This window comes from Colwellia sp. MB02u-9, from assembly GCF_014077085.1.
Classification (GTDB): Bacteria; Pseudomonadota; Gammaproteobacteria; order Enterobacterales; family Alteromonadaceae; genus Cognaticolwellia.
On sequence record NZ_JACGVF010000099.1, the window covers coordinates 23,570 to 49,301 of the forward strand.

22 protein-coding genes are annotated in these 25,732 nt (G+C 38.9%); 11 read left to right on the plus strand and 11 right to left on the minus strand.

What is annotated here, in order from left to right; all coding sequences use genetic code 11:
• Positions 1-221: 221 nt before the first annotated feature.
• The 5 genes from H4J65_RS15065 to H4J65_RS15085 form a co-directional block, all read right to left on the minus strand.
• Positions 222-623: a CBS domain-containing protein gene (locus H4J65_RS15065; RefSeq protein WP_182198708.1), complete on the minus strand. Its 402-nt coding sequence runs from the start codon at positions 621-623 to the stop codon at positions 222-224.
• Positions 620-970, minus strand: coding sequence for a P-II family nitrogen regulator (locus H4J65_RS15070; protein ID WP_182136553.1), 351 nt, complete (start codon positions 968-970; stop codon positions 620-622). The genes H4J65_RS15065 and H4J65_RS15070 overlap by 4 nt, the downstream gene beginning before the upstream one ends.
• Positions 970-1,740, minus strand: a complete 771-nt coding sequence (locus H4J65_RS15075) for a DUF1538 domain-containing protein (RefSeq protein ID WP_182198709.1) — start codon at positions 1,738-1,740, stop codon at positions 970-972. The genes H4J65_RS15070 and H4J65_RS15075 overlap by 1 nt, the downstream gene beginning before the upstream one ends.
• A 42-nt stretch (positions 1,741-1,782) precedes the next feature.
• The gene (locus tag H4J65_RS15080) at positions 1,783-2,520 is read right to left on the minus strand and encodes a DUF1538 domain-containing protein (protein WP_182136551.1); all 738 of its coding nucleotides are present in this window, start codon (positions 2,518-2,520) and stop codon (positions 1,783-1,785) included.
• 484 nt (positions 2,521-3,004) lie between these two features.
• A complete protein-coding gene (locus H4J65_RS15085; RefSeq protein WP_182198710.1) occupies positions 3,005-4,735 on the minus strand; it encodes a Na+/H+ antiporter NhaC family protein in 1,731 nt (576 codons plus the stop codon).
• A gap of 326 nt (positions 4,736-5,061) precedes the next feature.
• Here H4J65_RS15085 and H4J65_RS15090 point away from each other — a divergent pair, with 326 nt between their 5' ends.
• The 6 genes from H4J65_RS15090 to H4J65_RS15115 all read left to right on the plus strand — a co-directional run bounded on the left by H4J65_RS15090 (position 5,062) and on the right by H4J65_RS15115 (position 12,344).
• Positions 5,062-5,733, plus strand: coding sequence for a GntR family transcriptional regulator (locus tag H4J65_RS15090; RefSeq protein WP_182136549.1), 672 nt, complete (start codon positions 5,062-5,064; stop codon positions 5,731-5,733).
• Positions 5,734-6,021: 288 nt separating this feature from the next.
• Complete coding sequence (locus H4J65_RS15095) at positions 6,022-7,578, plus strand: SulP family inorganic anion transporter (protein ID WP_182136548.1); 1,557 nt, start codon at positions 6,022-6,024, stop codon at positions 7,576-7,578.
• A gap of 116 nt (positions 7,579-7,694) precedes the next feature.
• Entirely contained in the window at positions 7,695-8,000 is a 306-nt protein-coding gene (locus H4J65_RS15100) for a DUF1289 domain-containing protein (protein ID WP_182198711.1), read from the plus strand.
• A 408-nt stretch (positions 8,001-8,408) separates the two neighbouring features.
• Entirely contained in the window at positions 8,409-9,800 is a 1,392-nt protein-coding gene (locus H4J65_RS15105; RefSeq protein ID WP_182198712.1) for an amidohydrolase, read from the plus strand.
• Between the two features lies 1 nt (position 9,801).
• Positions 9,802-11,061: an amidohydrolase family protein gene (locus H4J65_RS15110; protein ID WP_182198713.1), complete on the plus strand. Its 1,260-nt coding sequence runs from the start codon at positions 9,802-9,804 to the stop codon at positions 11,059-11,061.
• Positions 11,062-11,453: 392 nt separating this feature from the next.
• Complete coding sequence (locus H4J65_RS15115) at positions 11,454-12,344, plus strand: D-hexose-6-phosphate mutarotase (protein WP_182198714.1); 891 nt, start codon at positions 11,454-11,456, stop codon at positions 12,342-12,344.
• A 151-nt stretch (positions 12,345-12,495) separates the two neighbouring features.
• Here H4J65_RS15115 and H4J65_RS15120 read toward each other — a convergent pair whose 3' ends face one another.
• Positions 12,496-13,941, minus strand: coding sequence for a sensor domain-containing diguanylate cyclase (locus tag H4J65_RS15120; protein ID WP_182198715.1), 1,446 nt, complete (start codon positions 13,939-13,941; stop codon positions 12,496-12,498).
• Positions 13,942-14,081: 140 nt separating this feature from the next.
• Positions 14,082-14,759: a DNA mismatch repair endonuclease MutH gene (gene mutH, locus H4J65_RS15125; RefSeq protein WP_182136542.1), complete on the minus strand. Its 678-nt coding sequence runs from the start codon at positions 14,757-14,759 to the stop codon at positions 14,082-14,084.
• A 217-nt stretch (positions 14,760-14,976) separates the two neighbouring features.
• Here mutH and rppH point away from each other — a divergent pair, with 217 nt between their 5' ends.
• The 4 genes from rppH to H4J65_RS15145 all read left to right on the plus strand — a co-directional run bounded on the left by rppH (position 14,977) and on the right by H4J65_RS15145 (position 19,838).
• Positions 14,977-15,483: an RNA pyrophosphohydrolase gene (gene rppH / locus H4J65_RS15130; protein ID WP_182136571.1), complete on the plus strand. Its 507-nt coding sequence runs from the start codon at positions 14,977-14,979 to the stop codon at positions 15,481-15,483.
• A 209-nt stretch (positions 15,484-15,692) separates the two neighbouring features.
• Complete coding sequence (gene ptsP / locus H4J65_RS15135) at positions 15,693-17,969, plus strand: phosphoenolpyruvate--protein phosphotransferase (RefSeq protein ID WP_182198716.1); 2,277 nt, start codon at positions 15,693-15,695, stop codon at positions 17,967-17,969.
• Positions 17,970-18,016: 47 nt separating this feature from the next.
• Positions 18,017-18,811 (plus strand): sulfite exporter TauE/SafE family protein, encoded by a 795-nt coding sequence (locus H4J65_RS15140; protein WP_182198717.1) that lies wholly within the window; start codon positions 18,017-18,019, stop codon positions 18,809-18,811.
• 193 nt (positions 18,812-19,004) lie between these two features.
• A complete protein-coding gene (locus H4J65_RS15145) occupies positions 19,005-19,838 on the plus strand; it encodes a thymidylate synthase (protein WP_182136539.1) in 834 nt (277 codons plus the stop codon).
• A 393-nt stretch (positions 19,839-20,231) separates the two neighbouring features.
• Here the strand turns inward: H4J65_RS15145 and H4J65_RS15150 are convergent, their stop codons facing one another.
• Positions 20,232-20,570 carry a hypothetical protein gene (locus H4J65_RS15150; protein ID WP_182198718.1) on the minus strand — a complete coding sequence of 113 codons (339 nt, stop codon included), beginning with the start codon at positions 20,568-20,570 and terminating at the stop codon, positions 20,232-20,234.
• 43 nt (positions 20,571-20,613) lie between these two features.
• On the minus strand, positions 20,614-21,252 hold the full coding sequence (locus H4J65_RS15155) for a hypothetical protein (protein ID WP_182198719.1): 639 nt from the start codon (positions 21,250-21,252) through the stop codon (positions 20,614-20,616).
• A 443-nt stretch (positions 21,253-21,695) separates the two neighbouring features.
• Here H4J65_RS15155 and H4J65_RS15160 point away from each other — a divergent pair, with 443 nt between their 5' ends.
• Positions 21,696-22,538 (plus strand): HDOD domain-containing protein, encoded by an 843-nt coding sequence (locus H4J65_RS15160; RefSeq protein ID WP_182136536.1) that lies wholly within the window; start codon positions 21,696-21,698, stop codon positions 22,536-22,538.
• Positions 22,539-22,658: 120 nt separating this feature from the next.
• On the opposite strand, the gene rdgC is transcribed toward H4J65_RS15160, so the two are convergent.
• Positions 22,659-23,579, minus strand: a complete 921-nt coding sequence (rdgC, locus tag H4J65_RS15165) for a recombination-associated protein RdgC (protein WP_182136535.1) — start codon at positions 23,577-23,579, stop codon at positions 22,659-22,661.
• Positions 23,580-23,757: 178 nt separating this feature from the next.
• Positions 23,758-25,509, minus strand: a complete 1,752-nt coding sequence (locus H4J65_RS15170; protein ID WP_182198720.1) for a HAMP domain-containing sensor histidine kinase — start codon at positions 25,507-25,509, stop codon at positions 23,758-23,760.
• Between the last annotated feature and the right edge of the window lie 223 nt (positions 25,510-25,732).

Below are 25,732 nucleotides of genomic sequence, written 5' to 3' on the forward strand. Positions count from 1 at the left end.
ACACTGGTGAGTGATATTTTTTGATCATACGCTAGCTAAGGTAAATCACTGGCGGTAATCGGACAAGGCCTAAAATATAAAGTAGCGATAAACTTTGGAGCTTATGTTAAAAAAAGTTGGCAATAGAACAAATGATTTAACGTTATTAGTTCAGCTTAAAGCAACTCAAGCAACATAAATAGCTCAGGTTTAAGCTGCTTTGAATACCAAAGGCTAGCCCATTAGTCTTCACCTAATAAAGTAAGTACCATGTTGGTATAATTGACTAAGCCTAGTATTTTCTGGTCTTTAATGACAGGGGCGGTATTAATACCAAAATTTTCAAATAGGCGTGCACAATAACGCACGTCCATATCGGGTGAAACTGACAGTAATGGTTTAGCCATAATTTCGTATAAATTTACCCGCTCAGGTGACCTATCTTTTGCGATAACTTGCTTAGCAATATCTGACAATAACACTAAGCCATATTCGTCATTCTCATGGCGTTTGTTAATGATTAATGCGGAAATATTATGTTTTTTTGCCAGTTTTATGCCTTCGGCTACTGTGACCATGCCATCGGTAAAGTGATAACTGTCAGTGGTCATCGCGTCTTTTACTTGCACTAATTTAGTGTTCATAGTTCTTCCTCAATTTTACCTTTTAAACGCTCAACTTGGTGGGCAACCCCTACGGCATCTTCAATATCAATTTGTATGGCAATGCCTTTACCGGGTTCTTCATCAAAACCTGCGATTTTAGCGATACGTTCTAAAATTTTTCGAGACAAATGCTCTTCAACAACAAATAATAATACATCGCGTTGGGACTCTAGTTGCAGGCCAAAAAATGTTCGTTGCCGGTTAATACCTTCTCCACGGGCATGATTAATTATTGTCGCACCCGTAGCACCAGCCATACGAGCTTCTTTCATTACCTTTTCGGTAACCTCATCTTCAATGAATGCAATGATCAATTTAAAGTGCATTACTTATTCTCACTTTCAGTTAGTTTTTTGGTTTGTAGTTGGCTAATTTGTGCATAGGCCATGACCGCAATGATTGGAAATAAGCTGGCAAAGGCAATCAAGCCAAAACCATCTATTAACGGGCTTCTGCCGGGTATGGTACTCGCTAAACCTAAGCCTAAAGCCGCGACTAGTGGCACAGTAACGGTTGACGTAGTGACGCCACCCGAGTCATATGCTAAGGGTACAATCATTTTTGGACAGAAGAATGTTTGAATAACCACCACGATATAACCCGATATAATGTAGTAATGTATGGGGTGTCCAACAACAATGCGATAGCTACCTAAAGCGATACCAATAGCAACACCTATAGCTACCGCAATGCGTAAGCTGTTAGCCCGAATGCCGCCGCCAGAGACTTCTTCTGCTTTTAATGCCACGGCAATCAGTGAGGGCTCAGCAATGGTGGTGCTAAAACCTATGGCAGCAGCAAAAATGTATACCCAAGTATAGTCAGTCCAACTGATGACAGCGCCCGCATTAATAAATTCGCTAGCGGTTAATTGCTCAGCCATTATTTTTCCTAGTGGAAACAAGGCTTTTTCTAAGCCTAATAAGAAAAACGCTAAGCCAATTAAGACGTAGAAAAAGCCAAAGCCAACTTGTTTTATGTTGGGAATAGGGCGGCGTATCACCAATAATTGAAAAATCACAATAATTGATAAAATAGGTAATACGTCAATGACGGTTGATTTTAATATGTCGAGGAACGCTATCAGAAAATTCAAGCTAGTGTGCTCCGAGCGTAAGCAATAAATTTATTGCGTTCATTAGCTTAATACCATGCCGTATAACATGACAAAAATCATTGGGGTAAGTGAGGCAAAGGCAATTAAACCAAAACCGTCTATCATAGGGTTTCTGCCTTTAATTGCTGATGCTAAGCCGACACCCAGTGCGGTGACTAAAGGAACGGTAATGGTTGAGGTTGTTACACCGCCTGAGTCATAGGCAATGCCGATGATCCAGGTGGGGGCAAATGACGTCATGATAACCACTAACACATAGCCACCTAAAATAAGGTACTGTATTGGCCAGCCACGAAGAATACGTAACACCCCAATAACAATCGCTAAACCAACAGCAAAGGCTACGGTATAACGCAAACCATTAGCGTACTCGTTTTGTGCAATGTCTGTTGCGCCAATAATACCGCCACTAGCAGCAACAGTGGCTGCTTCACTGGCAACCGCAATCAGAGCGGGCTCGGCAACTGTGGTACCAAAGCCTAAACAAAAAGCAAATATTAGCAGCCAAGTTGTACTGCCTTTTTGCGCAAACGCTTTTGCCATAGACTCGCCAATAGGAAATAAGCCCATCTCTAAACCATAAATGAAAAAGGTTAAACCCAAGATCACTAAAATCAAACCAACAAAAATATCACTGAGGTTTGGCATAGGTTGTTGTAACACGGCAAATTGAAAAAACGCGATCACTAGCACTATGGGCAGTAAGTCTTTACAGCTACCAAAAAGTGCTTTGAGGAAAATTATTAACTGTTGTTTCATATCGCTATAAAAAATGCCAAGGTAAAACTTTATTATACTGAGCGTGATGAAACAAAGTTTGATCCAAAACAAGCTAGCAGCTCATTGTTAATCAACTGAGGTTTAAATCAGCAGCTTTACACAGCTGAATTAGTATAATATTGATTAAACTGTGATTTTAATTACGAAGAATTTAATGACAAAATTTTTTTGGGTATGAAAGTATTGGTCTTTAGGTATTGGGGTATTTAGGCAAGGGTAGCCAGTAATAAGTTATTACTTGCTACCCACAAGACTGATATGCGCTAAGAAAGCGTTGTTAGATAAAATAGCTTATTCGCAGTTCAGGCTAAATCAAGAGTGACCTAGCTGCTTCAGTTTTTTTGCTAAGGCAAACGGCCTTATTTTTACTTTTTGTAATAGCCAATAAACTGCAGTTATGAGCAACCATCTATGAGTAATGATCTATGACATATGACCAATCACGTTATCCCTAGAAGATTAATCAAGCGAAAAAGTAAGCGGTTAGGGTCCATAGCACTCCTGCTAATGAGGCTGCCAGTGTTGCGGGGACTAATTGAGACTTCACATGGTCCATTAAATCACAGCCTGTGGTCATGGCACTGAGAATAGTGGTATCAGAAATTGGTGAGCATTGATCGCCAAAAACACTGCCATTGAGCACGGAGGCAAAACAGAGCATCATAAATAGCTCAGGATCAGCTACCCCTTGGCTTTGACAAATGGCCCAAGCTAATGGCATGGCTAAAGGAAATGCGATGGCATAAGTGCCCCAACTTGTGCCAGTAGAAAAAGCAATAATCATAGTCATCAGTTGCAAAATAACGGGTAAAATCCAAAAAGGCAGTTGCTCGCCAAGTAAAGACACCAAAAATAAGCCACCACCGGTTTCTTTACTGATACTGCCAATAATCACCGCCAACATTAAAATGACCGACGCGAACACTACGCCCTTTAATCCGTTACCAAAACCATCAACCACATGATTTAACGACATCCCTTTTATTAAGGCAATAACTGCAGAAAGTACTAAAGCGGCACCAAAAGCCCAATTAATTTTAGGTGAGCCCAGCATAACAAAACTGCCAATGGCAATTGTTGTTAAGGTGACTAAAGGTAAAATAAACTCAAGCACGTGAGGTTTATAACCGTCGGGTATATCGGTACTTTGTAATTCTTTGGCACTTAAAGGCTTGGCACCAGGAGCATCTAGTTGATGAGTTTTTTCAGCACGTAGCTTTGCTGCTCGTATACGTTTACCAGAAAAAGTGGTGATATTAAGACTTAAAAGCAAAGTCCCAGCAACCGCAAACATACTGTAGAAGCTAAAGGGAATGCTTTGAAAGAAAAAACTGATCCGGTCTGCTTCAGTGGCTAAAAAAGAAACACCAGGAATAAATATCAAGGCTTGAACATAGGCGGGCCATGCATTGAAGGCTAATATGGAGGCAATAGGTGATGCGGTTGAATCGACAATGTAACTCATTTCTTCGTGACTAACATTTGCCTGGTCTGCTAAGGGTCTGACGGTAGTGCCAACTAGCACAGTACTCATAGTGCCACCTTGAAAAAATAATATGCCCAATAACCATGAAACCAGTTTTGCCGACTTTTTGCCTTTAACAAAATGTTTGGTCATGTAATTGGCAAAAGCTTGTGCTGCCCCCGTTTTAGACCAGATACCTAATAAACCACCCAACAGCCATAAATATAGTAATAGCAGTGCTGCCGTGCCTTCTTTAGCAAGATTAGGAATAATAACTTTGTCGGTTAAGTCGTAGCGCCCTAACATAATGGCGCCCACGACTACGCCGCCGAGTAATGCCGTTAGTGGCTCACGGGTTAATAAGCATAATGCAATGGTTATAAAGGCGGGCAGGAGTGACCAAACACCAAAGTGAAAGGCTGGTTTGAGTAGTTTTAATTGCTGTTTTTCATCTCGGACCCATTGTTGTTCAAGCGCGGGTGAATTTGCTGAATTACTCAGGTTGCTTAGGTTACTTTGGTTAAGTGGCGAACTTTGATAGTCAACAACCTGTTCAATAATAACTTTTTGCCCCTTATAAATATAACTCGAAACAGCGTTATTGTTGGTACTGACATCATAAACATAACTTTGTTCTACCCATTGCGGCGCGATAAACTGTTTAATATAAATTGCGGATAAAATGGCAAAAATAAAGGCCACTAAGGCGATGCTATTGTGTTTTGGCATACAGGTACTCTTTTATTTTTATTGTTATTTGGTTGAGACTTTTTGTCTTTACTTACCTTAGCCAAAGGCAATAGCAAGTGAACTCAAGGGTCATAAGTTCAAGTTTACGATAACAGAATTTTTAGGCTATAAAAGAAAATTAAGCGCAAAACTAACCGAGTAATGAATAAAAGCACTCATGCTATTTAGTTTATTGCCAATTTAATGCGCTACAAGCGCGTTTGAAGCAAACAAAAAAAGCATTTAGTAGACTAGATATTGCGCTATTATTTTGTGTTTAACCGGTGGAGCCCTATAATAGCGGTAATATTTTTAGGAAGCCCAATATGAGCATTGTATATAAAACTAGAACTCAATTAGTTGTTGAAACACTAAGAGAAAAAATATTAAGTGGCGAAATTAAAGCGGGTCAGCCTTTAAGACAAGCCGCGCTTGCCGCTGAGTTAAATGTGAGCCGAATTCCTGTCAGAGAAGCATTGCTGCAGCTAGAAGGTGAAGGCTTAGTGGATTTTGAACCTCATAAAGGTGCCACTGCAACTGAGCTCAATGCCGATCAAGTAGATGAGCTTTTTGAATTACGCGCCATGTTAGAGGCTGATTTATTAGCTTATTCGCTACCACATATTAGCAATGAAAAGCTGGAAGAGGCGACACAGTTATTGCACAAACTCAATAAGGCCCTAGGTAAAGAAGACGCGGTTAATACTTGGAGTAAGCTCAACTCAGATTATCATCATTGCTTATACTCTGGAGCTGAACGCCCACAAACACAAGCTTTGGTCAGTACCCTGAACAAAAATGCTGATCGCTATATTCGTATGCACTTGCTGTGGGCCGGTGGTATTTCTAAAGCAGAATCTGAACATAATGAAATTTTAGCGCTCTGCAAAGCCCGTGATGTTGAAAAAGCCGTGGCATTATTAAAGCAACATATTCTCGGTTCTCGTGATGAGATCAAAGCTTTTTTAAATGAACGTGAAGCGATAATTAACCGTTAACTATCGCTGTTAAATCCTTACTAAAACAACGACTTTAAGTTTGATATCGACTCGTTAGCTTTGATGTATTTTTGAGCGAATATTGACTTTTCACTGATGTATCTATAGTATACCCGCGCCTTCAAACCCCAAAAAATAGCGATTTTCGTTTAGTTTTCGCTTGAATTGCCTACCATTAAGGTTTTTTGGGGAAACCAAAGTATTTAAATACAAGCTAATTTTAAAAACCAAGCTCGATTGTAAAATTACGCTTGTATTTTTGATGTTCTAATCAAAGTAGAGAAAATAATGTTTGAACTACACGCCAGTAAAGTGGCAAATTTAAAAAATGATGTTTTATCAGGCTTAACGGTATCTTTAGCCTTAGTACCTGAAGCCGTAGCATTTGCCTTTGTTGCCGGTGTTGGACCACTCGTTGGTCTATATGCCGCCTTTATAGTGGGTTTAATCACGGCTATATTCGGTGGTCGTCCAGGAATGATCTCGGGTGCTACCGGTGCAATGGCCGTTGTGATGGTAAGTTTAGTCGCTGTTCATGGTGTCGAATATTTATTTGCCACGGTAGTGTTAACCGGTGTGCTGCAAATACTCGCTGGCTTATTTAAGCTCGGTAAGTTTATTCGTTTAGTGCCGCATCCGGTTATGCTTGGCTTTGTTAATGGCTTAGCTATTGTGATTTTTCTGGCTCAGTTAGGGCAATTTAAGGTCACTAACGATGCCGGTGTTTTAGCCTGGATGCAAGGCAGCCAATTGCTCGTTATGTTTGGCCTAATCTTGTTAACTATGGCGATTATTCACTTTTTGCCTAAGTTGACTAAAGCCATACCGTCATCATTAGTTGCTATTGTTGTGGTAACACTTTTAGCGCAAAGCCTTGATTTAGATGCTCGTACAGTAGTCGATTTTGTTCGTGATATGACCAATGATCCTGCAGCTTCTATTGCCGGCGGTCTACCACAATTTAGTATTCCAAGCGTGCCATTTAGTTTTGAAACTTTCCAAATAATTTTACCTTTTTCCCTAATTTTAGCAGCTATTGGTTTAATCGAATCATTACTAACGTTAACGCTAATTGATGAATTAACCGGTACGCGTGGCCATGGTAATAAAGAATGTATTGCACAAGGCGCAGCAAATACCGTTACTGGCTTTTTCGGTGGTATGGGTGGTTGTGCGATGATCGGTCAATCGATGATCAACGTTAATTCAGGCGGTCGTGGTCGTATGTCGGGTGTTACAGCGGCACTTGCGCTACTGGGTTTTATCTTATTTGGCTCGAGTTTAATTGAACAAATTCCACTAGCAGCGCTTGTTGGTGTTATGTTTATTGTTGTCATTGGTACTTTTGAATGGTCGAGTATTCGTATTTTAGGCAAAGTGCCAAAAGCCGATGCTTTCATTATTATCTTAGTGTCTGGGGTGACTGTTGCCACTGATTTAGCGATAGCTGTTGTGGTGGGTGTTATTGTTTCTGCCTTGGTATTTGCTTGGGAACACGCTAAGCATGTCGTTGTTAATCGTTCAATAAATGACAATGGTTCAACGGTTTATGACGTTTCTGGGCCGTTATTTTTCGGTTCTGTTTCTGGCTTTTTAGAGCAATTTGACTTACAAGGTGATAGTGACGACGTTATTGTTGATTTTAAAGACTCACGTGTTGCTGACCATTCAGCCATTGAAGCCATTGATACTTTAGCCGATCGTTATATTAGTCACGGTAAGCAAATGCATTTAAGACATTTAAGTAAAGAATGTACGCAACTGTTAACTAAAGCCGGTAGCTTAGTAGAAATCAACGTGATTGAAGATCCTGAGTACTATATCGCGACTGACAAACTGGGTTAAATGAGCATTTAGGTTTACATTAAGTAGATACTTAATACTATCTACTTAATGGTATCTGCCCAATGACCAAATTTAATTAAATTTAATTTAATTGGTACAACACAAAGTATAATTAGATGCAGTTAGAATTTTTTGATGTTCCTAGCCCTTGTATTGGTGTTTGTCAGTCTGATGACAAAGGCCAATGTTTGGGCTGTTTTCGTACGCGGGACGAACGCTTAAATTGGCTTTCATTAGATGCCAACCAGCGTCAAAAAGTCATAAAACGTTGCCAGCAGCGTAAAAATCGTAAAACCAAGCCAGCAAAAATTAAAGTAGTTGAAGTAATTGTTGAAAATAAGCAATCCTCGCTATTTGAACCCCCCAGCCAGTCTAAGATCGATAACAGTCACGATGGTGACTTTGGCGATTTTGAACTTTAAATAACCACTAGCGCCCATTTATCGCAGATAGTTGACAGTTCAACGCAATTGCTCAACTCCCCTATATGTCTGACTTGTTGTCGAAGACAATTCATCATATTGTAGTTATTAATATTGTGCTAACGCGCGGTAGTTATACCGATTTTATTAATTAGGTGGTCTACTTTATACGCAGGAAAAATGGCCAAATACAAGGCATTTATTTAATAACTAGTGGTTCTAATTATTAAATAAATCACGTAGTAGTTGGTTATTTTAACCAGTAAAAATGATCAGGTATTTAGTGAGATTGGTATTAACCTCATATTTACGTTAAATAACTTAGACCCAATTATAATAAGCTCATACAAACTCGGCTGAATAACATAATGTTTTTCTACTGTGTGTGGAGCAAAACAGGACACATTTATGCAAAAATTTCTACCATCGCTAGTGATGGCAGCACTTTCTGTTGCCTTGACCGGTTGTTTGCAAAGCGAACAGCAAGACGAAAAAGTTGTTATTAATAAAAACCCATACCCAAGCACCTATAAAGCATTACCGTTAGAAACTACGCTGATTAAAAACGCGACGGTATTAACGGGTACAGGTAGCCGTATGGAAAATGCCGATGTCTTAATGATAGACGGTAAAATTAATAAAATTGGTAACAACTTATCGGCCGAGGGCGCGGTTGAAATTGACGCTAATGGCAAATGGATAACCCCAGGTATTATCGATGTACATTCACACTTAGGGGTATATCCAAGCCCCTCGGTTGAGTCGCATTCTGATGGGAATGAAATGAGTTCGCCTAATACTTCTGAAGTATGGGCTGAGCACAGCGTTTGGCCACAAGACCCTGGCTTTCAAAAAGCACGCGCTGGCGGCGTTACCACCTTACAAATTTTACCAGGTTCAGCCAATTTATTTGGTGGTCGCGGTGTGACATTACGCAATGTACCTAGTGAGACTATGCAAGGTATGAAATTTCCAGCGGCACCTTATGGCTTAAAAATGGCCTGTGGTGAGAACCCTAAGCGGGTTTACGGTGCGCGTAAAGTATTACCTTCTACGCGTATGGGCAATATGGCCGGTTACCGCATGGCCTGGGCAGAAGCAACCGAATACAAGCGTGCATGGGAGAAATATGACGCTGATTATGCTGCCGGTAAAAACCCTGCCGCCCCTAAGCGTGATATTGAGTTAGATACCTTAAAAGGTGTACTCGATGGTGATATTTTAATTCATAACCATTGTTATAAAGCCGAAGAAATGGCGATGATGATAGATCTAGGTAAAGAGTTTAATTATCAGTCAGGTACTTTTCATCACGCTATTGAAGCGTATAAAATAGCAGATACGCTGGCTGAAAATGGCAACTGTGCAGCAATGTGGCCAGATTGGTGGGGTTTTAAAATGGAAGCCTATGATATGGTGCACGAAAATGCAGCTATTGTTGATGCTGTAAAAAATTCTTGCGCAATAATACATTCTGACTCGGCTAGTACCATTCAACGTTTGAACCAAGAAGCGGGTAAGGTTATGTATCGTGCCAACGAAAACGGTTTTGATATTGCGCCAGAATTAGCGATAACTTGGATCACGGCGAATGCAGCAGAATCTTTGGGTTTAGCGGATAAAACCGGCAGCTTAGAAATGGGTAAAAATGCTGATGTGGTGATTTGGAATCAAAACCCATTTAGTGTTTATGCACAAGCCGAACAGGTATTTGTTGACGGTGCAAAAGTATATGACCGTTTTGATGAAAAATACCAAGCGAAAAGTGATTTCATGTTGGGTCAAAGAGAAGGTGAATAAAATGAAGCAGTTAACATTATTTAAATCATCGCTAATTGCTTTGGCACTAGCGAGTTCAAGCGCAAGTTTTGCAGAAAGCTTTGCTATTACTCATGCCACAGTACACACGGTAACAGCGCAAGGTGTACTTGAGAACGCCACAGTAGTCGTTGAAGATGGCAAAGTGATTGCTATCAACCCTGAAACAATTAACGCTGATAGCATTATTGACGCGAAAGGAAAAATTTTAACACCGGGTTTAATTGGCTCAATGAACCAATTAGGTTTAGTGGAAGTTAGCGCGGTTTCACGTAGTCGTGATGCTAGCGATAAAAAAGCCAATATTACCTTTGATGCCAGTTTAGCCTTTAACCCACGTTCTACGGTTATTCCTTATAGCCGTAAAGGTGGCATTACCAGTAATGTTGTTGCGCCTCGCGGCGGTGACGATATGTTTAAAGGCCAAACTTTTGTTGCTGACCTGTCTGGAGAGTTTGATAGTGTTCGGATGAATAACAATAGTGTGGTGATTGACTTAGGCGCGAAAAGTAAAGGTTCGCGCGCATTAAGCTTACAAAATTTACAGTTTAAATTTGAAGATGCGGTTAAGGAATTAGCCAAAGCAAATAAGAAAACTAAAAACGCGAAAGATGAAAAAGAAGCAAAAGAGCCAAGTCGTGAAGCGCAAGTTATTAATGCCTTACTCGCAGGTGAAAAAGCTTTGGTCGCTTATGCTGACCGTGCCACAGATCTTTTGGCATTATTAAAAATGAAAGAACAATTTTCACTAGATTTGGTGCTAGTGGGTGCAGCGGATGCCGTATTAATTGCGGATAAAATTGCTGATGCTAAAGTACCTGTTGTAATGACAGCGTTAGATAACTTACCGGGCAGTTTTGATGCTTTACATGTGTCACTTGAAAATGCGGCTAAGTTAACTCAAGCTGGTGTGAGTGTGGCCTTAACGGTAAATGGTGATACGCACAACCTTTATCAATTGCGCTTTCATGTCGGCAATGCTATTGCCAATGGTTTATCACGTGACAGTGCACTGGCGTCGGTAACCGCTAATGTTGCCAAGGCTTTTAATCTTGACAGTGGTACCATTGCTGTTGGCAAAACAGCTGATTTAGTTTTATGGAGTGCTGATCCATTTGAACTAAGCACCAAGGTTAGTCAGATGTGGATTGATGGCAAAGAATATTCGACTCAAAGCCGCCAAGATGCGTTGCGCGCTCGCTACACAACGCCAAGCGATATGCCGAAAGCTTACATAAAGTAATTTGAGTATACAATGTGAACTATCAAAGCCACGTTAATACGTGGCTTTTTTTTGCGTGATTTACGCTGAACTGCACTATTGAATTAAGCCATTGAAAGTCGATTGGAATACTTTAATGCTTTCCTCCATCTTCTTGATTGTCTAACATACTCATTATTTACATTGCGATAATAAATTTTGTGCTTATTACTGGTATCAGTCAGTTAGTGTCAAGATCTAATGCTCAGCTGTAGTTGGGTATTTATGCCGTAAGTTTTGGAGCAACTGACACTTCCCCTGTGTAAGTACTGCAGAAATATAGGCCATAGCCAAATAAATGGCGAACATGTAAACCATAGATATGTAAACCACAGGCATATAAACCACAGACATATAAATTTTAGAGATAAAAAATGCTAGAAGTATTGTTAGAAAATGAATTTGGTCATATTGAGTTGTATGAGTTGGCAAAAGGCCTACAAGCGCTGCGCTTTGTTCATCAAAAGGGTCAAGGCTCGGTAAGTTTGTATGGTGGCCAAGTGCTAAGTTGGCAACCCCAGGGCCAACAACCGGTGTTTTGGCTGAGTGAGACTAGTCACTATCGTTCAGGCAAAGCCATTCGTGGTGGTGTGCCACTATGCTGGCCATGGTTTGGTGGAGAGGTGAAATTACCTAATGGTGAGTTACATAAAGTCAGTAATCATGGTTTTGCTAGGCAAAGCCAATGGCAAGTCGCTGATATTAAACTGTTAGAGTCTGGCGTTGAAATAACATTATCACTCACCGGCGAGCAACTTTCACCCCATTGGCCGGGCGCTTTTGAATTAACACAAACACTGGTGTTTGATGAGTCGTTTGTACAAACCTTAACCATGAAAAATTTATCTCAGCAAACGCTAGAATATACCGGTGCATTGCATAGCTATTTTTGTGTTGGTAATGCACAGGAGACACAAATTCCAGCGTTAAATGATGTGCTATATGATGACAAACTAAGTGGCAGCAATGGCCAACAATCAGTGTTAAAAAATTGTCTCGGCCCAACTGACCGTATTTATCACAGTAACAATAGCATGGTTATTGTTGATCATAAGTGGCAACGAGAGATTGAAGTATCGAGCCAAGGTTGTCAGCAGTGGGTATTATGGAATCCGGGCGAAGAGGCTAAAACCATAGCTGATTTACATGCTGACGGTGAAAATGAATTTATTTGCCTAGAAGCCGCAAATACTCATTGGCAAGCAATAGCGAGTCAAACTAGTGTCAGCATCAGCCAAACCATTAAATTAAAGGCGATAGGATAACTTTTCCTCCACCTTTTTTTACACATTTTCCTGCACTATAGTATCGCTGTGATGCACTCAAGCTGATGTTTAGAAAAGTGTTTTTGAAACCACAACACTTGATTTTTTATTAGGTAAACTATTGTTATTAAAAAGTTTACCTAGCCTTAACTTAAGTTGTGTGAGTAAAAATAACACTTTTATTTCTGCCATTACTTTTAGCTTGGTATAACGCTTTATCGGCACTTTCAATATAATCTTTGATGGTTTTATTTTTTACCGGTAATTCACAAATACCAAAGCTAATGGTGCTGGTAAATGAACTGCCAGTGGTTGATATAGGAAAAGAAATATCAGCGATATTTTTTCTAATGCGCTCAACAATAATATGTGCCTGTTTGGCGGTTGTTTCGGGTAACAACATCACAAACTCTTCGCCGCCCCAGCGGCCTACCACGTCAACTTTTCGTATGGTTTGGGATAATTGCTCAGCAATAATTCGCAATACATCATCACCCACTAAATGTCCGTAGGTGTCATTAATATTTTTGAAGTTGTCAATATCAGCTAACACTAGGCAAAGGTTTTCATTGGTTTTAACAATATTATTAAAGCGCCAATGAATATGGCTGCGGTTTGGCAGTTGGGTTAGATGGTCAGTTTCTGCCTGCTTAATTAATCGTGATTTTAAATAATTTATACTATATAAAAGCATCATATAAAAAAGCATGGCGACTATGAAAAATAGCAGAAAGCGTCCGATAAATATTTCCCAATATTCGCTTTGCTGATCAGCCGGCGGCGAGACAATAAACATGCGCCAATTAAGCTCTTTTATCGGCATTTGAGAAATTAACAAACCTTCATCAGTGGTATAGATGAGTTCTGAGCTTAAGTTTATATCTGTGGCATTATGTTTAAGTAGCGATTGATGCCAAGGTAAATCATTTAATCGCGTCATTAAGTTTTGGCGATGATGGCTTTTTGATTCCAAAATTTTATTGGAAGATAAGGTAATAATATTATTACTATCAACAAAGAATAATTCAAAACCAAAGCGATCACTGTATTCTTGAAATTTACTGGAAAAATAATTTAGGTCAATGGCTACGCCGGTAAAGCCGATAAACTCACCGTCGCTATTGCGAATTTTATTATCAAAGTATAAATGTGGATCTTCAGAATTACCTATGTCAGTAAATTGCTCGCCTGGTAATTCTTTGAGGCGACTATACCATTCAGTTTCGTTACTGTTTAACATGGATTCTCGACCATTAGAGTCGAGCATCAAGTTATGTTTTTCCAAGGCAATAAATGCCACCATATTATAGGACTTGGCAATTTTTTCTAGATAAGAAGTAAGGTAGTCTTTTTCTATTTTTTCTTGATTGGCATAATCAATAATAAAATGATTATTCGCCATAAAGTTTGCCACATTTAAAGGGCGAAGTATTTCACTAGCGACTAATGAAAATAGTGGCGTTATAGCACTTTGCACTTGTTTATTGTGGTTATTAATAACATCTTTTAAGGTGAAATAAGAGGTTAAAATAGCGGTAGCAATTGTAACGAAAAATATTACAGCTATGTAGCGATCAAATTTATTATTGAACTTCATTGGGGGATAATAGAGCCAAGTGTCAATGTTTGACTGTTTATAACGTGGTTAGTTTATTTTAGCTACGAATTTTTACAATTAAATGAGTATTTCAATCGTGTTAGCGATGAGCTTATAGCTAATAAATACCTAATGAATAGCTAGTTAATACGTAAGTATTTATTTAATAGCGCCTGTGTAAAGCTCGTTTTTAAATAAAAGCCACGAGGTAAGGTCATAAAGGGTTGACCAAGGCGATTAAATGCTTGGGTTTTCGCCTGGCTATTTGCTGCTTTTGGCCGCAATTGCAAAACTTGCCCATGCTTACCATGAATGTTTTCCACATCCCCTAACACTATCATATCAGTGAGTTCTTGCCAGTCGAGGGCGAGCAGGTGTTCTTCTTCTGGTGAAGGTGACCAAATAAAAGCTGTGCCAACAATACGATCTGCGATGGCGATGCTGCGTTCAGAAATAACAGGTATCCACAACACCCGCGCGATTTTATTACGAATATGACTTGTTTGCCATTGGGCGCCGACTAAACCTGTTAACGGGGCAACGCAGACAAAGGTCGTTTCTAAGGGCTTACCTTGATAATTAATCGGTAATGATTTTAGCTCAATGCCTAAATGTGGAAAGTCGGGCTCTGGTCGAGAACCGGCACTAGCGCCTAATACTTGCTCTAACAATAAGCCTATCCAGCCTTTATCACGCTTTAGGTCCTTAGGTACAACAACGTTAATAAATTTTGCAATCTCTCCTAGTGTCATACCAGCAAGGTTTTGTGCTCGTGTTAGTAACTCTGCTTCGTTTTTAGGACTTTTATTGCTATTCAAGGCTGGCTCTGTAATCAAGGTTGTTTAGCTTATTATCATTCAGTTTTAAGTCTTTGAGCAAGGCAATTATTTTTTGTTACATTTTAAACATTTTAAATGTTATGCACAAACAAGGGTTAATACCGGCATATAGTGCTGCTTTGTGTTAATAAGTGTTTGCCCAAAAGTGCAGAATGTGGAAGAATCAAAGCATTATTTAATGCTGTCAGGAGTTCCTTTGATAGATGCCGAAGGCTATCGAGCCAACGTTGGCATAGTAATAATCAATGACAGAGGACAAGTATTTTGGGCAAGGCGTTTTGGTCAGCATTCTTGGCAATATCCACAAGGTGGCGTTGATGAGGGTGAATCTGCAGAGCAAACTATGTACCGGGAATTAGACGAAGAAGTCGGTTTAAAACCTGAACATGTTAAAATTGTAGCGACCACTAAGAATTGGTTAAGATATAAATTACCAAAAAGATTAATTAGGCACGAAAGTTTACCCGTATGTATTGGTCAAAAGCAGAAGTGGTTTTTACTGCAATTGACCGCACCAGAATCAGCGGTTGATTTATTGCATTCAAATCATCCCGAGTTTGACGATTGGCGTTGGGTTTCATACTGGTATCCAGTTAGGCAAGTTGTGTCATTTAAACGCGAGGTTTATCGCAAGGTGATGAAAGAATTTGCTTTAGCGGCAATGCCTAGTTATCGTCAAGAGCGTCGCCGACGTCGTGCTTGATTATTGTTCAACCTAGATTATTATTATGTCTTGTAAAATAGCTCACTTCGGTGAGCTATTTTGTTTAAAATTATTGAATGAGTTATCAGCATGGATGACATAACAGATTTCATTAATAGCTACTAACTTAGCATAGGTCACTTCAATCATGCGGCTTGGTATCTCTGTAGCATTGAAGATGCCAAAACAACTTATCTAAAGGGATGGTAATGCTTACTATTTTACGTCGAATTGTTCTAGAGTTTAGTCAGGCTTCAGAGCTTGACCAAGCGTTATTACGTTTAGTTAGTCAGGTTAAAAACGCACTCTCTACCCAATGTTGCTCAGTATATTTAGCGGATCATGAAAAGCAGCATTTCATTTTAATGGCCTCTAATGGCCTAGCCGAAAATGCTTTTGGCCGAACTTGTATTGGCTTTACCGAAGGTCTTGTGGGTTTAGTTGGGCAACGTGAAGAACCGATTAATATTGCCAACGCTCATCAACATCCAGATTTTATTCATGCGCCAGAAGTCGAAGAAGAGCATTTTAAAGCTTTTTTAGGTACACCAATTATTCATCAGCGCAAAGTCTTGGGCATATTAACCGTACAACAAGAACAGGCACGTTTTTTTAACGAAAATGAAGAAGCATTTTTGGTCACGCTATCGGCACAGCTTGCCACCGCATTAGCCAGTGTTGAAGCGCAAGGCATGATTGAATTAAGTTATAGCCAAAATATCGGTAAAAACCTTGCCGGTATAGGCGGTTCACCAGGAGTGGCTATTGGTGAAATGATCGTGATGCACCCTAAAGCTGATTTATCTAAAATAGCGCTTAACAAAGTCAGTGATAGTCAGCAGCAACTGATGATTTTTGATGATGCAGCAAGTCGCACATTCGCTGAATTTTCTCAAATGAGTGAAAAATTAAAAGCGATAATTTCAGATAACAGTCTCGATATTTTTGATGTTTATAAGCAGTTGCTTGAAAGTGATAATTTTAAAGCGGAAGTTATTGCTAAAATTAAACTGGCTTGGAATGCTCAAAGTGCTTTGAAACTGGTTGTTGATAGCTATGTTATGCAGTTTGAAAGCTTGGAAGATGAGTACTTGCGAGAGCGTGCCTACGATATTAAAGATTTAGGTAATCGCTTATTAAATAATATTCAAAACTTGGCAGAGCAAGATCAGCAATTACCTGAGCAATTTATACTTGTTGCAGAAGACGTTAGTGCAGCCATGCTCGCTGAATATCAACATCTTGGGCTGTTGGGTATTGTTTCAATCACAGGCTCAAATAATTCTCATACAGCTATTTTAGCGAAAGCGTTGAATATTCCAGCAATTATGGGCGTTGATTATCTTGCTATACGTCAGCTGCATAAAAAGCAGGCGATTTTAGACGGTTATGCTTGCCAGCTTTATGTTACTCCCGCAGATGCCCTAATTAATGAGTATCGACATATTGTCGCGGCAGAAAATAAATTATACGCGCAAGTAAAAGAGGCAGAACATTTACCGGCATTGACCCAAGATGGTCATCATGTCAGCTTATTGATTAATGCTGGTTTATCGGCAGGGTTTGAATACTCACAAAATGTTGGTGCTGATGGTGTCGGTTTATATCGTACTGAAATTCCCTTTATGAATCGTAGTTGTTTTCCGTCTGAGTCAGAACAAACCGTGTTATATCAGCAAGTTTTAGCGTCATTCCCAGACAAGCCTGTCACCATGCGAACTTTAGATGTTGGTGGTGATAAGTCGCTACCTTATTTCCCCATTATTGAAGCCAACCCTTTTTTAGGTTGGCGCGGTATTCGAATTACCTTAGATCACCCTGAAATATTTTTAGTGCAAGTACGAGCAATGATGAAGGCAAATTATGGCCTGGGTAACTTAGCTATTATGTTGCCGATGATCTCTAGTATCACTGAAGTGGATGAAGCCAATAGGCTGATTAATCAAGCGTATTATGAGCTTACCTCAGAATTATTTTGTAATGAAAATGACGCTTTAGAACGGCCAAAAGTGGGCGTGATGATTGAAGTGCCTGGCATTATTTTTCAGTTAGAAGATTTAGCCGATAAAGTTGATTTTTTCTCTGTTGGCAGTAATGACTTAACTCAATATTTATTGGCGGTTGATCGCAACAATAGCCGCGTAGCGAGTTTATATGATTTTTATCACCCTGCGGTTTTACGTGCGCTGCACCATATAGCACAAAAAAGTCAACATCGAGATGTGCCATTAAGTATCTGTGGAGAATTAGCCAATGAGCCGACCGGTGCGCTTTTATTGATCGCCATGGGTTACCAAAATTTGAGCATGAGCGCTCATAGTCTTGCGAAAGTTAAATGGGTTATTCGCCATGTTGACTATCAGCAATTAAAACAAATTTTAGTTCGAGTATTGAGCTTCACCAATACCAGTGATGTACATAGTTATATGCATGAGCAATTAGTTCAATTAGGTTTAGGGGACTTTGTGCATGCCAGATTACAATAAGCGTTTCTTAATACTGTTATTGCACCATTATAAAGTAAGTAATTTCGATGTTTATTAGTGTATTTTTAGCCTGCGCCTTGCTGGGTACTGTGGTGGGTTTTTTTGCTGGTTTACTCGGTATTGGCGGTGGGCTTATTATTGTGCCTGTGTTGGTGTATTTATTACCGTTATTAGGCATAAGCGCAGAGCTTGCCTTTCCCATGGCACTTGCCACCTCGTTGGCTTCGATCATATTCACCTCTACTTCGGCGGCTTTCGCCCATCATAAAAACGGTAATATTCCTTGGCCAATTGCGCAACGACTGGTCATAACCGTGGCTATTGGTGCTATGCTCGGCGCCGTTATTGCCGGCATGCTGTCGTTAAAAGCCTTAACGCTAATATTTGCCAGTGCAGTACTTATTTTAGCGGCTTATATGTTTTTATCGATTAAAGTTGAGCGCAGTGTAGCGCTACCTAGCAACTGGGTATTACAATTTATTGGGTTGTTTACCGGTGTGTTAGCAAGTTTGATGGGTATTGCTGGTGGCGCTATATTGGTACCCATTTTAATGTATTACTCATTATCTATGCGCCAAGCAATCGGTGTGGCCACAGCCAGTGGTATTATTGTCGCGTTATTTGGTGCTTTGGGCTATGTTATTATCGGTTTTGGACAAAGCGACTTGCCACCCTGGAGTATCGGTTATATCTATTTACCCGCCTTATTAGGTATTGTATTAACCTCGTCGTTATTTGCGCCACTGGGTGTAAAGGCAGGTGCTAAATTGTCTTTACCTTACTTGAAAAAAGGCTTTGCCATTTTCTTGATGTTAGTGGCAATTAAAATGATGTGGTATTAACGGCTGGGCGTCGCTCATTTTTGTAAAAATAATTGTCGATAATTAGGCTCTTCTTTACCAACAATTTCACGCAAAAAAAGCCAAATACTGATAAACTGACCCTGCTGAAATCAGTGGTTAAGTTTACCGCTTTAGCCTTACGGTATTTGGCATAAACTATTTGTTCTAATTAATAACGTTAAAGGAAAACCTAGTGAAAGCATATCTTGATTTAATGCGCCATGTTAGAGACGAAGGGGTTGAAAAATCTGATCGCACTGGTACCGGTACTAAAAGTATATTTGGTCATCAAATGCGTTTTGATCTTGCGAAAGGCTTTCCGTTAGTAACCACAAAAAAATGTCATCTTAAGTCGATAATCCATGAACTATTGTGGTTTATAAAGGGTGAGTCTAATATCGCTTATTTACAGCAAAATGGCGTGAAAATTTGGGATGCTTGGGCTACTGATGAAGGTGAACTTGGCCCAGTATACGGAGTGCAATGGCGTAACTGGCCGGCACAAAATGGCGAAACTATTGATCAATTAGCACAATTAATTGATGATTTAAAAAATAATCCTGATTCACGTCGCCATATCATTACCGCTTGGAACCCTGCGTTATTACCTGATACCTCGATAAGTCCAACCGCTAATGCGGCACTGGGCAAACAAGCTTTACCGCCATGCCATACGTTGTTTCAGTTTTATGTCTTAAATGGCAGGTTGAGCTGTCAGCTATACCAAAGAAGTGCAGATATTTTTCTTGGAGTGCCATTTAATATTGCTAGTTATGCCTTGTTTACTATGATGATCGCGCAAGTTTGTGATTTAGAACTGGGTGACTTTGTCCATACTTTTGGTGACGCGCATTTATACTTAAATCATCTTGAGCAAGTCGACGAGCAATTATCGCGTGAGCCTTTGCCATTACCCAATATGTGGATTAATCCTGAAGTAAAAAGTATCTTTGATTTTACTTTCGCAGACTTTGAGCTACAAAACTATCAAGCTCACCCACACATTAAAGCCGCCATTTCGGTATAATTGAGCCAACTTTATAGCAAAAGTGTTATGCACTTTTGCTAAGCTTGATTTTCATTTTCATTTTCTTGATATAATATTACTCTGCAGTTGTCTTCATATCTTATTGTATAAAATAACCGCACGAGTAACTGTACTAGTTACTATATTAGTTATGTTGCCAATATGAGCAAAAAAATGATACCTGATAATTAGGCTCTGCTTGAGCATTATGGTTAGTTAGCTTGAATTTTGCTAAAGAAAGTTATCAAGGAAAATGAAGGGTTAATATTGATCAGATAAACCCCTTGATAGTTGGCAATAAATATCATGTATTCTAAGATGTTACTCAGGTATTCGAAGATGTTACTCAGGTATAAAGTAGAGCCGCTAATTAATGCAGCGGGTATAAGTTAGTTAGAGGTTATTTGACACTATTTTTATCTTAGCTTTATTGTCAGCCGCCTTTTTAGCTTTTTGTCCTTCTTTAGCTTTTTGTCCTTCTTTAGCTTTCTGCTCGTTATTAGTGGTATTATTTTCTGGTGAGTTAACTTCCGTCTTCGCTTTTTGCTGGTTATTAGCTGCATTGTTTATTGGCGTGTTAACTTCTTCTTTGGCTTTTTTCTCGTCATTAATTGTATTATTTTTCTGAGCGTTAACTTCTTTTTTTGCTTTTTTACCACTAGCATCAGTTTGCGCTATGCTAGAGATAAGCGCATGTTGAGTTTTGGCGAGTAAACTAGGTGAAAAACTCATTATGAGGGTAATGACTATAACAAAAAATATGTATTTCATGTTATTAACAGTTACATGGTGCAGGTATTGATTTAACTACTTGTCCTGAGTAAGTGTTTATTGTTTCATCAAAACAACCTCTACCTTGATATTGCACACGTCTTAGTAATAAATTTGGACCAATCCACTTTTGACACAATACCACTACACCATTGTTGGATGTAGATGTAGATGAAGTTGTATTTATTTTGCTCGGGCTAGCCATGGCTTGATTGAATAAATTAAAATGAATAGCGGCTGTTTTAATGCGCGATATTTTTTCTACGGCAACCCATTCAAAAAACTGTTCATTATTGGCAGTCCTTATTTTGATTAAAACATCACCAGATTTGCATATAGTTGCATCAACCTCAGTGTTTGTTGGGGTGACAAAAGGTTCATAGGGTAATGTTGTGCACTCGAAATTTTTTATCCACATTTTATTACTTAGTATCGCTTTATCTGAATCTCCTGCTTTAACTCCCTTGATATAAGCGCTGCCCATTTCATAATAGGTTGGCATGGCCCCCATTAACGCTAAAAGTATCGTTGGATAAACGAGAAACCATTGCCACCATTTTTTTGGTTCAGTCTGATGTGAGGTACTGGATTGCGGGGCTAAGTTTTGCTCGTTTGATGAATGTGGATTTACATTATCTTTCATAATATTTACCTATGCTTGCTCAGAAAATAAAAATAAAAATAAAATCAGCAACACAACAAAACATTCAAGTTAGGACGTATTAGAACATTCAAGTTAGGACGTATTAGAATTTATGATCAGATTATAATTAATAGTACAAATAATGAGCAATATCAAGTTACAGGTTAATCTGGCTATTCTCTACTTTTTCTGCTGAAATTATAATTTTTAGGTCTGTATTCCTACAATCTTTGAATATAAAGAAAAAAATTATAACTGTGCTTTCTATCACTGAAATTGACAGTATATAAATATTAAGCAAAGCAATTTGTTGTTTATGCTGATATTTTTTGCATGATGATTAACGTGATAGATGTAAAAACTTTTAATAAATGCGCTTTTATCTACTTTAATAATATTACTTTGTGTTAAATTTATGAATCTACAAATAGTAAGGAATGGTTATGGGCGCAGAAAGTGCACTTTATACGATACTTGTTGAGAAAATTAAACAGGATGCATTAGTTTTACCTCTCTTGCCTAAAATCGCATTGAACGTGAGGCAAGCTGCAGACGATGCAGATATTAGTTTAGGCAAGATGAGTGATATTATTAGCCACGATGCTGCATTATCTTTAGGTATGCTTAAAGTGGCAAATAGTGTTGTGTTTGGGCGAGAAATCAAAGTTGAGTCGGTTGCTCAAGCCGTTACTCGTATTGGCCTAAGAAAAATTAAAAGTATTGCTACAGGGATTGCTATAGAGCAAATGTTTGTCTCTAATAACCCCGTAATTTCCAAATATATGCAAAAGTCATGGGGTGAAACTGTTGATGTGGCTTCAGTTGCTATCGCCTTAATGACGTTATATTTAACAAAGCATAAACGTGCACCATTCACCTTAGATACGCTAACGCTGGCAGCCCTTATTCATAATATTGGTACTTTACCCATATTAACAGAAGCTGAAAATCATCCTGAGGTGTTTGCAAAGCCAGTATTTTTACAACAAGCGATTGCAAGGCTTTCTAATGAAATTGGTGCTGAGATAACCAAAGCTTGGGGTTTTTCTGAAGAGCTTACCGAGTTAGTAATGTCATGGAATGATTTATCTATTTTGTTAAAAGAGGTTCACTACCTTGATTTTATTCGAGCTGGTGCGGTTTATCATGAAATATTTACTAGTGAATCAACACGAGATATTTTACTTGAAAGCTTGGTGACTAAAGACATTTTACCGGATGCCAAATTTATGGATTCGGAAGCGTTTAGTGAACTTTTGACACAAGTTCGCGCCATGTTTAATTAAGGCTAATTGGACTTATTATTTGCATCTAAGTCTTTATTTAATTGTTTATCAAGTTGTTAATGTAAAATGACAAAAAAGGCGCTAAGTAGCGCCTTTTTAACCCGCTATGTTAGCGATAAACTATGCTTCTAAATAATCACTGGCTTTAAGTGAAAACTCAGCTAACAAGTGATCTATAAAACGGTTTAGCTCACCGGTCATTAAGGCAAAGTCGGCATCGAGTTTCGCGACAACATCATCGCTATCAATATCGTCGTTTTGCTCTTGAATAACGTCATAGAATTTAAGACGTTTAACGGCTAAATCATCACATAATATAAATGACAAGGACTCGTCCCACTCTAGCGCTACTTTGACAACATATTTATCAGCATCTAAATGTGCTTTGATTTCTTCACTGGTAAGATCTTGGTTTTTAACCCTAACCACTGCGCCGTCATCGCCTAAGGCATTGAATTCAGCTTCCATGCCTAATTGAAAGTTAGCGCCTAAGTTACTTTCGACTAACCATTCGGTCATAACTTCATCAGGGGCTTTTTCTGGTGACGGAGTGGTTACGGGCAATGTACCAAGTGATTTACGTAAAAGTGCTAAAAAGTCTTCGGCTTTACCACGACTACTGGTATCGATAACAATAATGTTATGCACAGCATTAATATAAGCACGAGTATCACTAAAGCGAGAAAATGCTCGTGGTAGTAATTCAAAAATAATATCTTCTTTAAACTGTTCTTTCTCTTTTTTAGTGGCGCCGCGTGATTGCTCTACTTCTAATTGCGCTACTTTTTGTTCGATCATGTCTTTAACAACAGGAGCGGGGAGAATTTTTTCTTCTTTACGAGCACACAATAAATAATTACCGTTTACCGCGTGAACAGTTGAGTCGCCATGCTTGCCTAAGGCATTAACCCAACCAAAATGCGATTGTTCAGTTGAAGCACAGGGGGTAAATAAATGCTCAGATAATTGTTTCTCTAAATCTTCTTCAGAACAATCAAAAGGGCGGGTAAAGGCAAAAAAGTATAGGTTTTTAAACCACATTAAGATAATCCTAGGCCCGATAAAAGTGGGCGAATAATTGAAAAACGAAGGCACTATACCCGTTCTACTTCAAGCTAAAATATCTATCTTAAAGTTGATCGGGTATGTTGAGCGGGTATATTACCGTACTTGTTTGCATCACGCACGCCTTAGATTAATCTCATTAGGCAAGGAGCAGTTAGTGCATATTATCAAACTTGATATCATAACTTAGCCCTTGTTCAAGAGCTGAACTTGCACTAACGCTACCATTTAAGGTGTCATTTACTAGGTTATTAACGATATAAGTGCCTAAGCCTGTGCCGCCTCTATTTCCAGCGGTAGTATAAAATGGATCAAAGAGGTGTGTTAATTGTTCGTCAGATAAGCCGTGGCCATTGTCCTTATATGTTATATGTACATGTTCACCGTTGAGTTTTACCAATATGGTAATTACACCGCGTTCCATATCTTTAAAGCCATGCATGATTGAGTTGATGATGAGGTTGGTAAATATTTGAGAAATAGCGCCGGCATGGCAATAAACTTCAGCATCTTGCGGGCAATCTACTTTAATCGTGTGTTGGGTGTTTTTAAATTTAGGGTGCAATGAACGGATGATTTCATCAATATATTTGCCCAGATTGACTTGACGAATTTTTTCGCTTATTTGGTCAACCGCCACTTGTTTATAACTCGTGACCAATTCAGAGGCACGTTCGAGGTTGTTTAACACTAAATTAAGACCTTGCTCTGAATTCTTGGTAAAGTCATTAAGCACGCGTTTTGAGAGTTTATTGTCTTTTATGTCAGCTTTAAGCGCAGTGAGTAAATCTGCCAGATAAGATGTGGAGGTTATACTGACGCCTATTGGGGTATTAATTTCATGGGTCACTTCGGCTGACATACTACCCAGTACCGCCATTTTTTCTGCGTCAAGTAAGCGCTCTTGCGCTTTGTTTAATTGAATAATAGAATTTTTCAATTCGTGATTTGTTTCGAGCAAAGTTTTTTCTGTGGTGCTTCTGCGAGCATTTTCAGTTTGTAGATTTTTTTGCTGAGTTAACAATTCACGTTGCTGCATTTCCATTTTTAACATCGAGGTACTTAATGATGATGTTTTACGTGCTACCTCTTGTTCAAGTATCAGGTTTTGTTCATCAAGTTTGTTGTTAGCGGATATAATGTTGCTTTGGGCCAGCGCGAGTTCGTCTTTATACGCCACCAGCTCATCAATTAAATTATTATAGGCGTTTTGCAGAATGTTTAATTCGTTATTTTCATAGTTAGTTACGTGTAATTTAGAGGCTTCAGGGTCATCGATATCAAATTGATTAATTTGTTCGGTTAGTGCGTTAAGTGGGTTGGTCAAAAGGCTTGAAAAAGCTAAGGAAAATAACAATACCAGTGCGGCGGTTTTCACCATGGCATTACCAATAAGAAAATAAATACCGACCTGTATTCGGTTAAAAATGACCTCATTGCTGGATAATAAGGTCACTGAGCCAACTTTAGTGGTGCGACCTGAAAATTCAAAAATTAACGGAAAACCATGACCAAATAGTCCTTCGCTTTGGGAGCTAACATTAAAATACTCAGGGTTGTTAACGTCATCGCCAACTAACTCAATATAAAGCGTTTCTGCATCAGCTGTTAAGCCTAATTGGGCGATAATGAGATTGTTTTCATCAGTCACCGTGATGCCTTTAATCATGGGAATAGCAACTAAACCTTCTGCAATAGATATCGCTTGTTGGGTATTTAGTTCCCATACCGCTCGGGTTAAACTGCCACTAAAGGTTTTCTCTAGGGTGAGTAATTCATTGGCAATGTGATTTTTGGTATTGATGTATTCGGCACCAATTTGCACACAAGTAACAATAAATGTCAGAACAAAATATAATGACAATACTCGTGTAAGTAACTTTCGTGACAGGCTAGTTGATTTCATTAAATATTTCTTTTGTTAGTGTTGCTTTATTTTGCTGTTTTAAAGTAGCTTAAGGTTATTATAAATTTAGCGACTTTAAGTAATAATTTGAGTTGTAAATAAACACTATGCTTTATTTATTTTTAATTTATTTTCAGCATAATTCATTCCACATAAAGGGAACACCATTAATTTACCGCAAAAGCACTATAAAAGCTTGAGGTAGTGGTGATTAACATTTAAT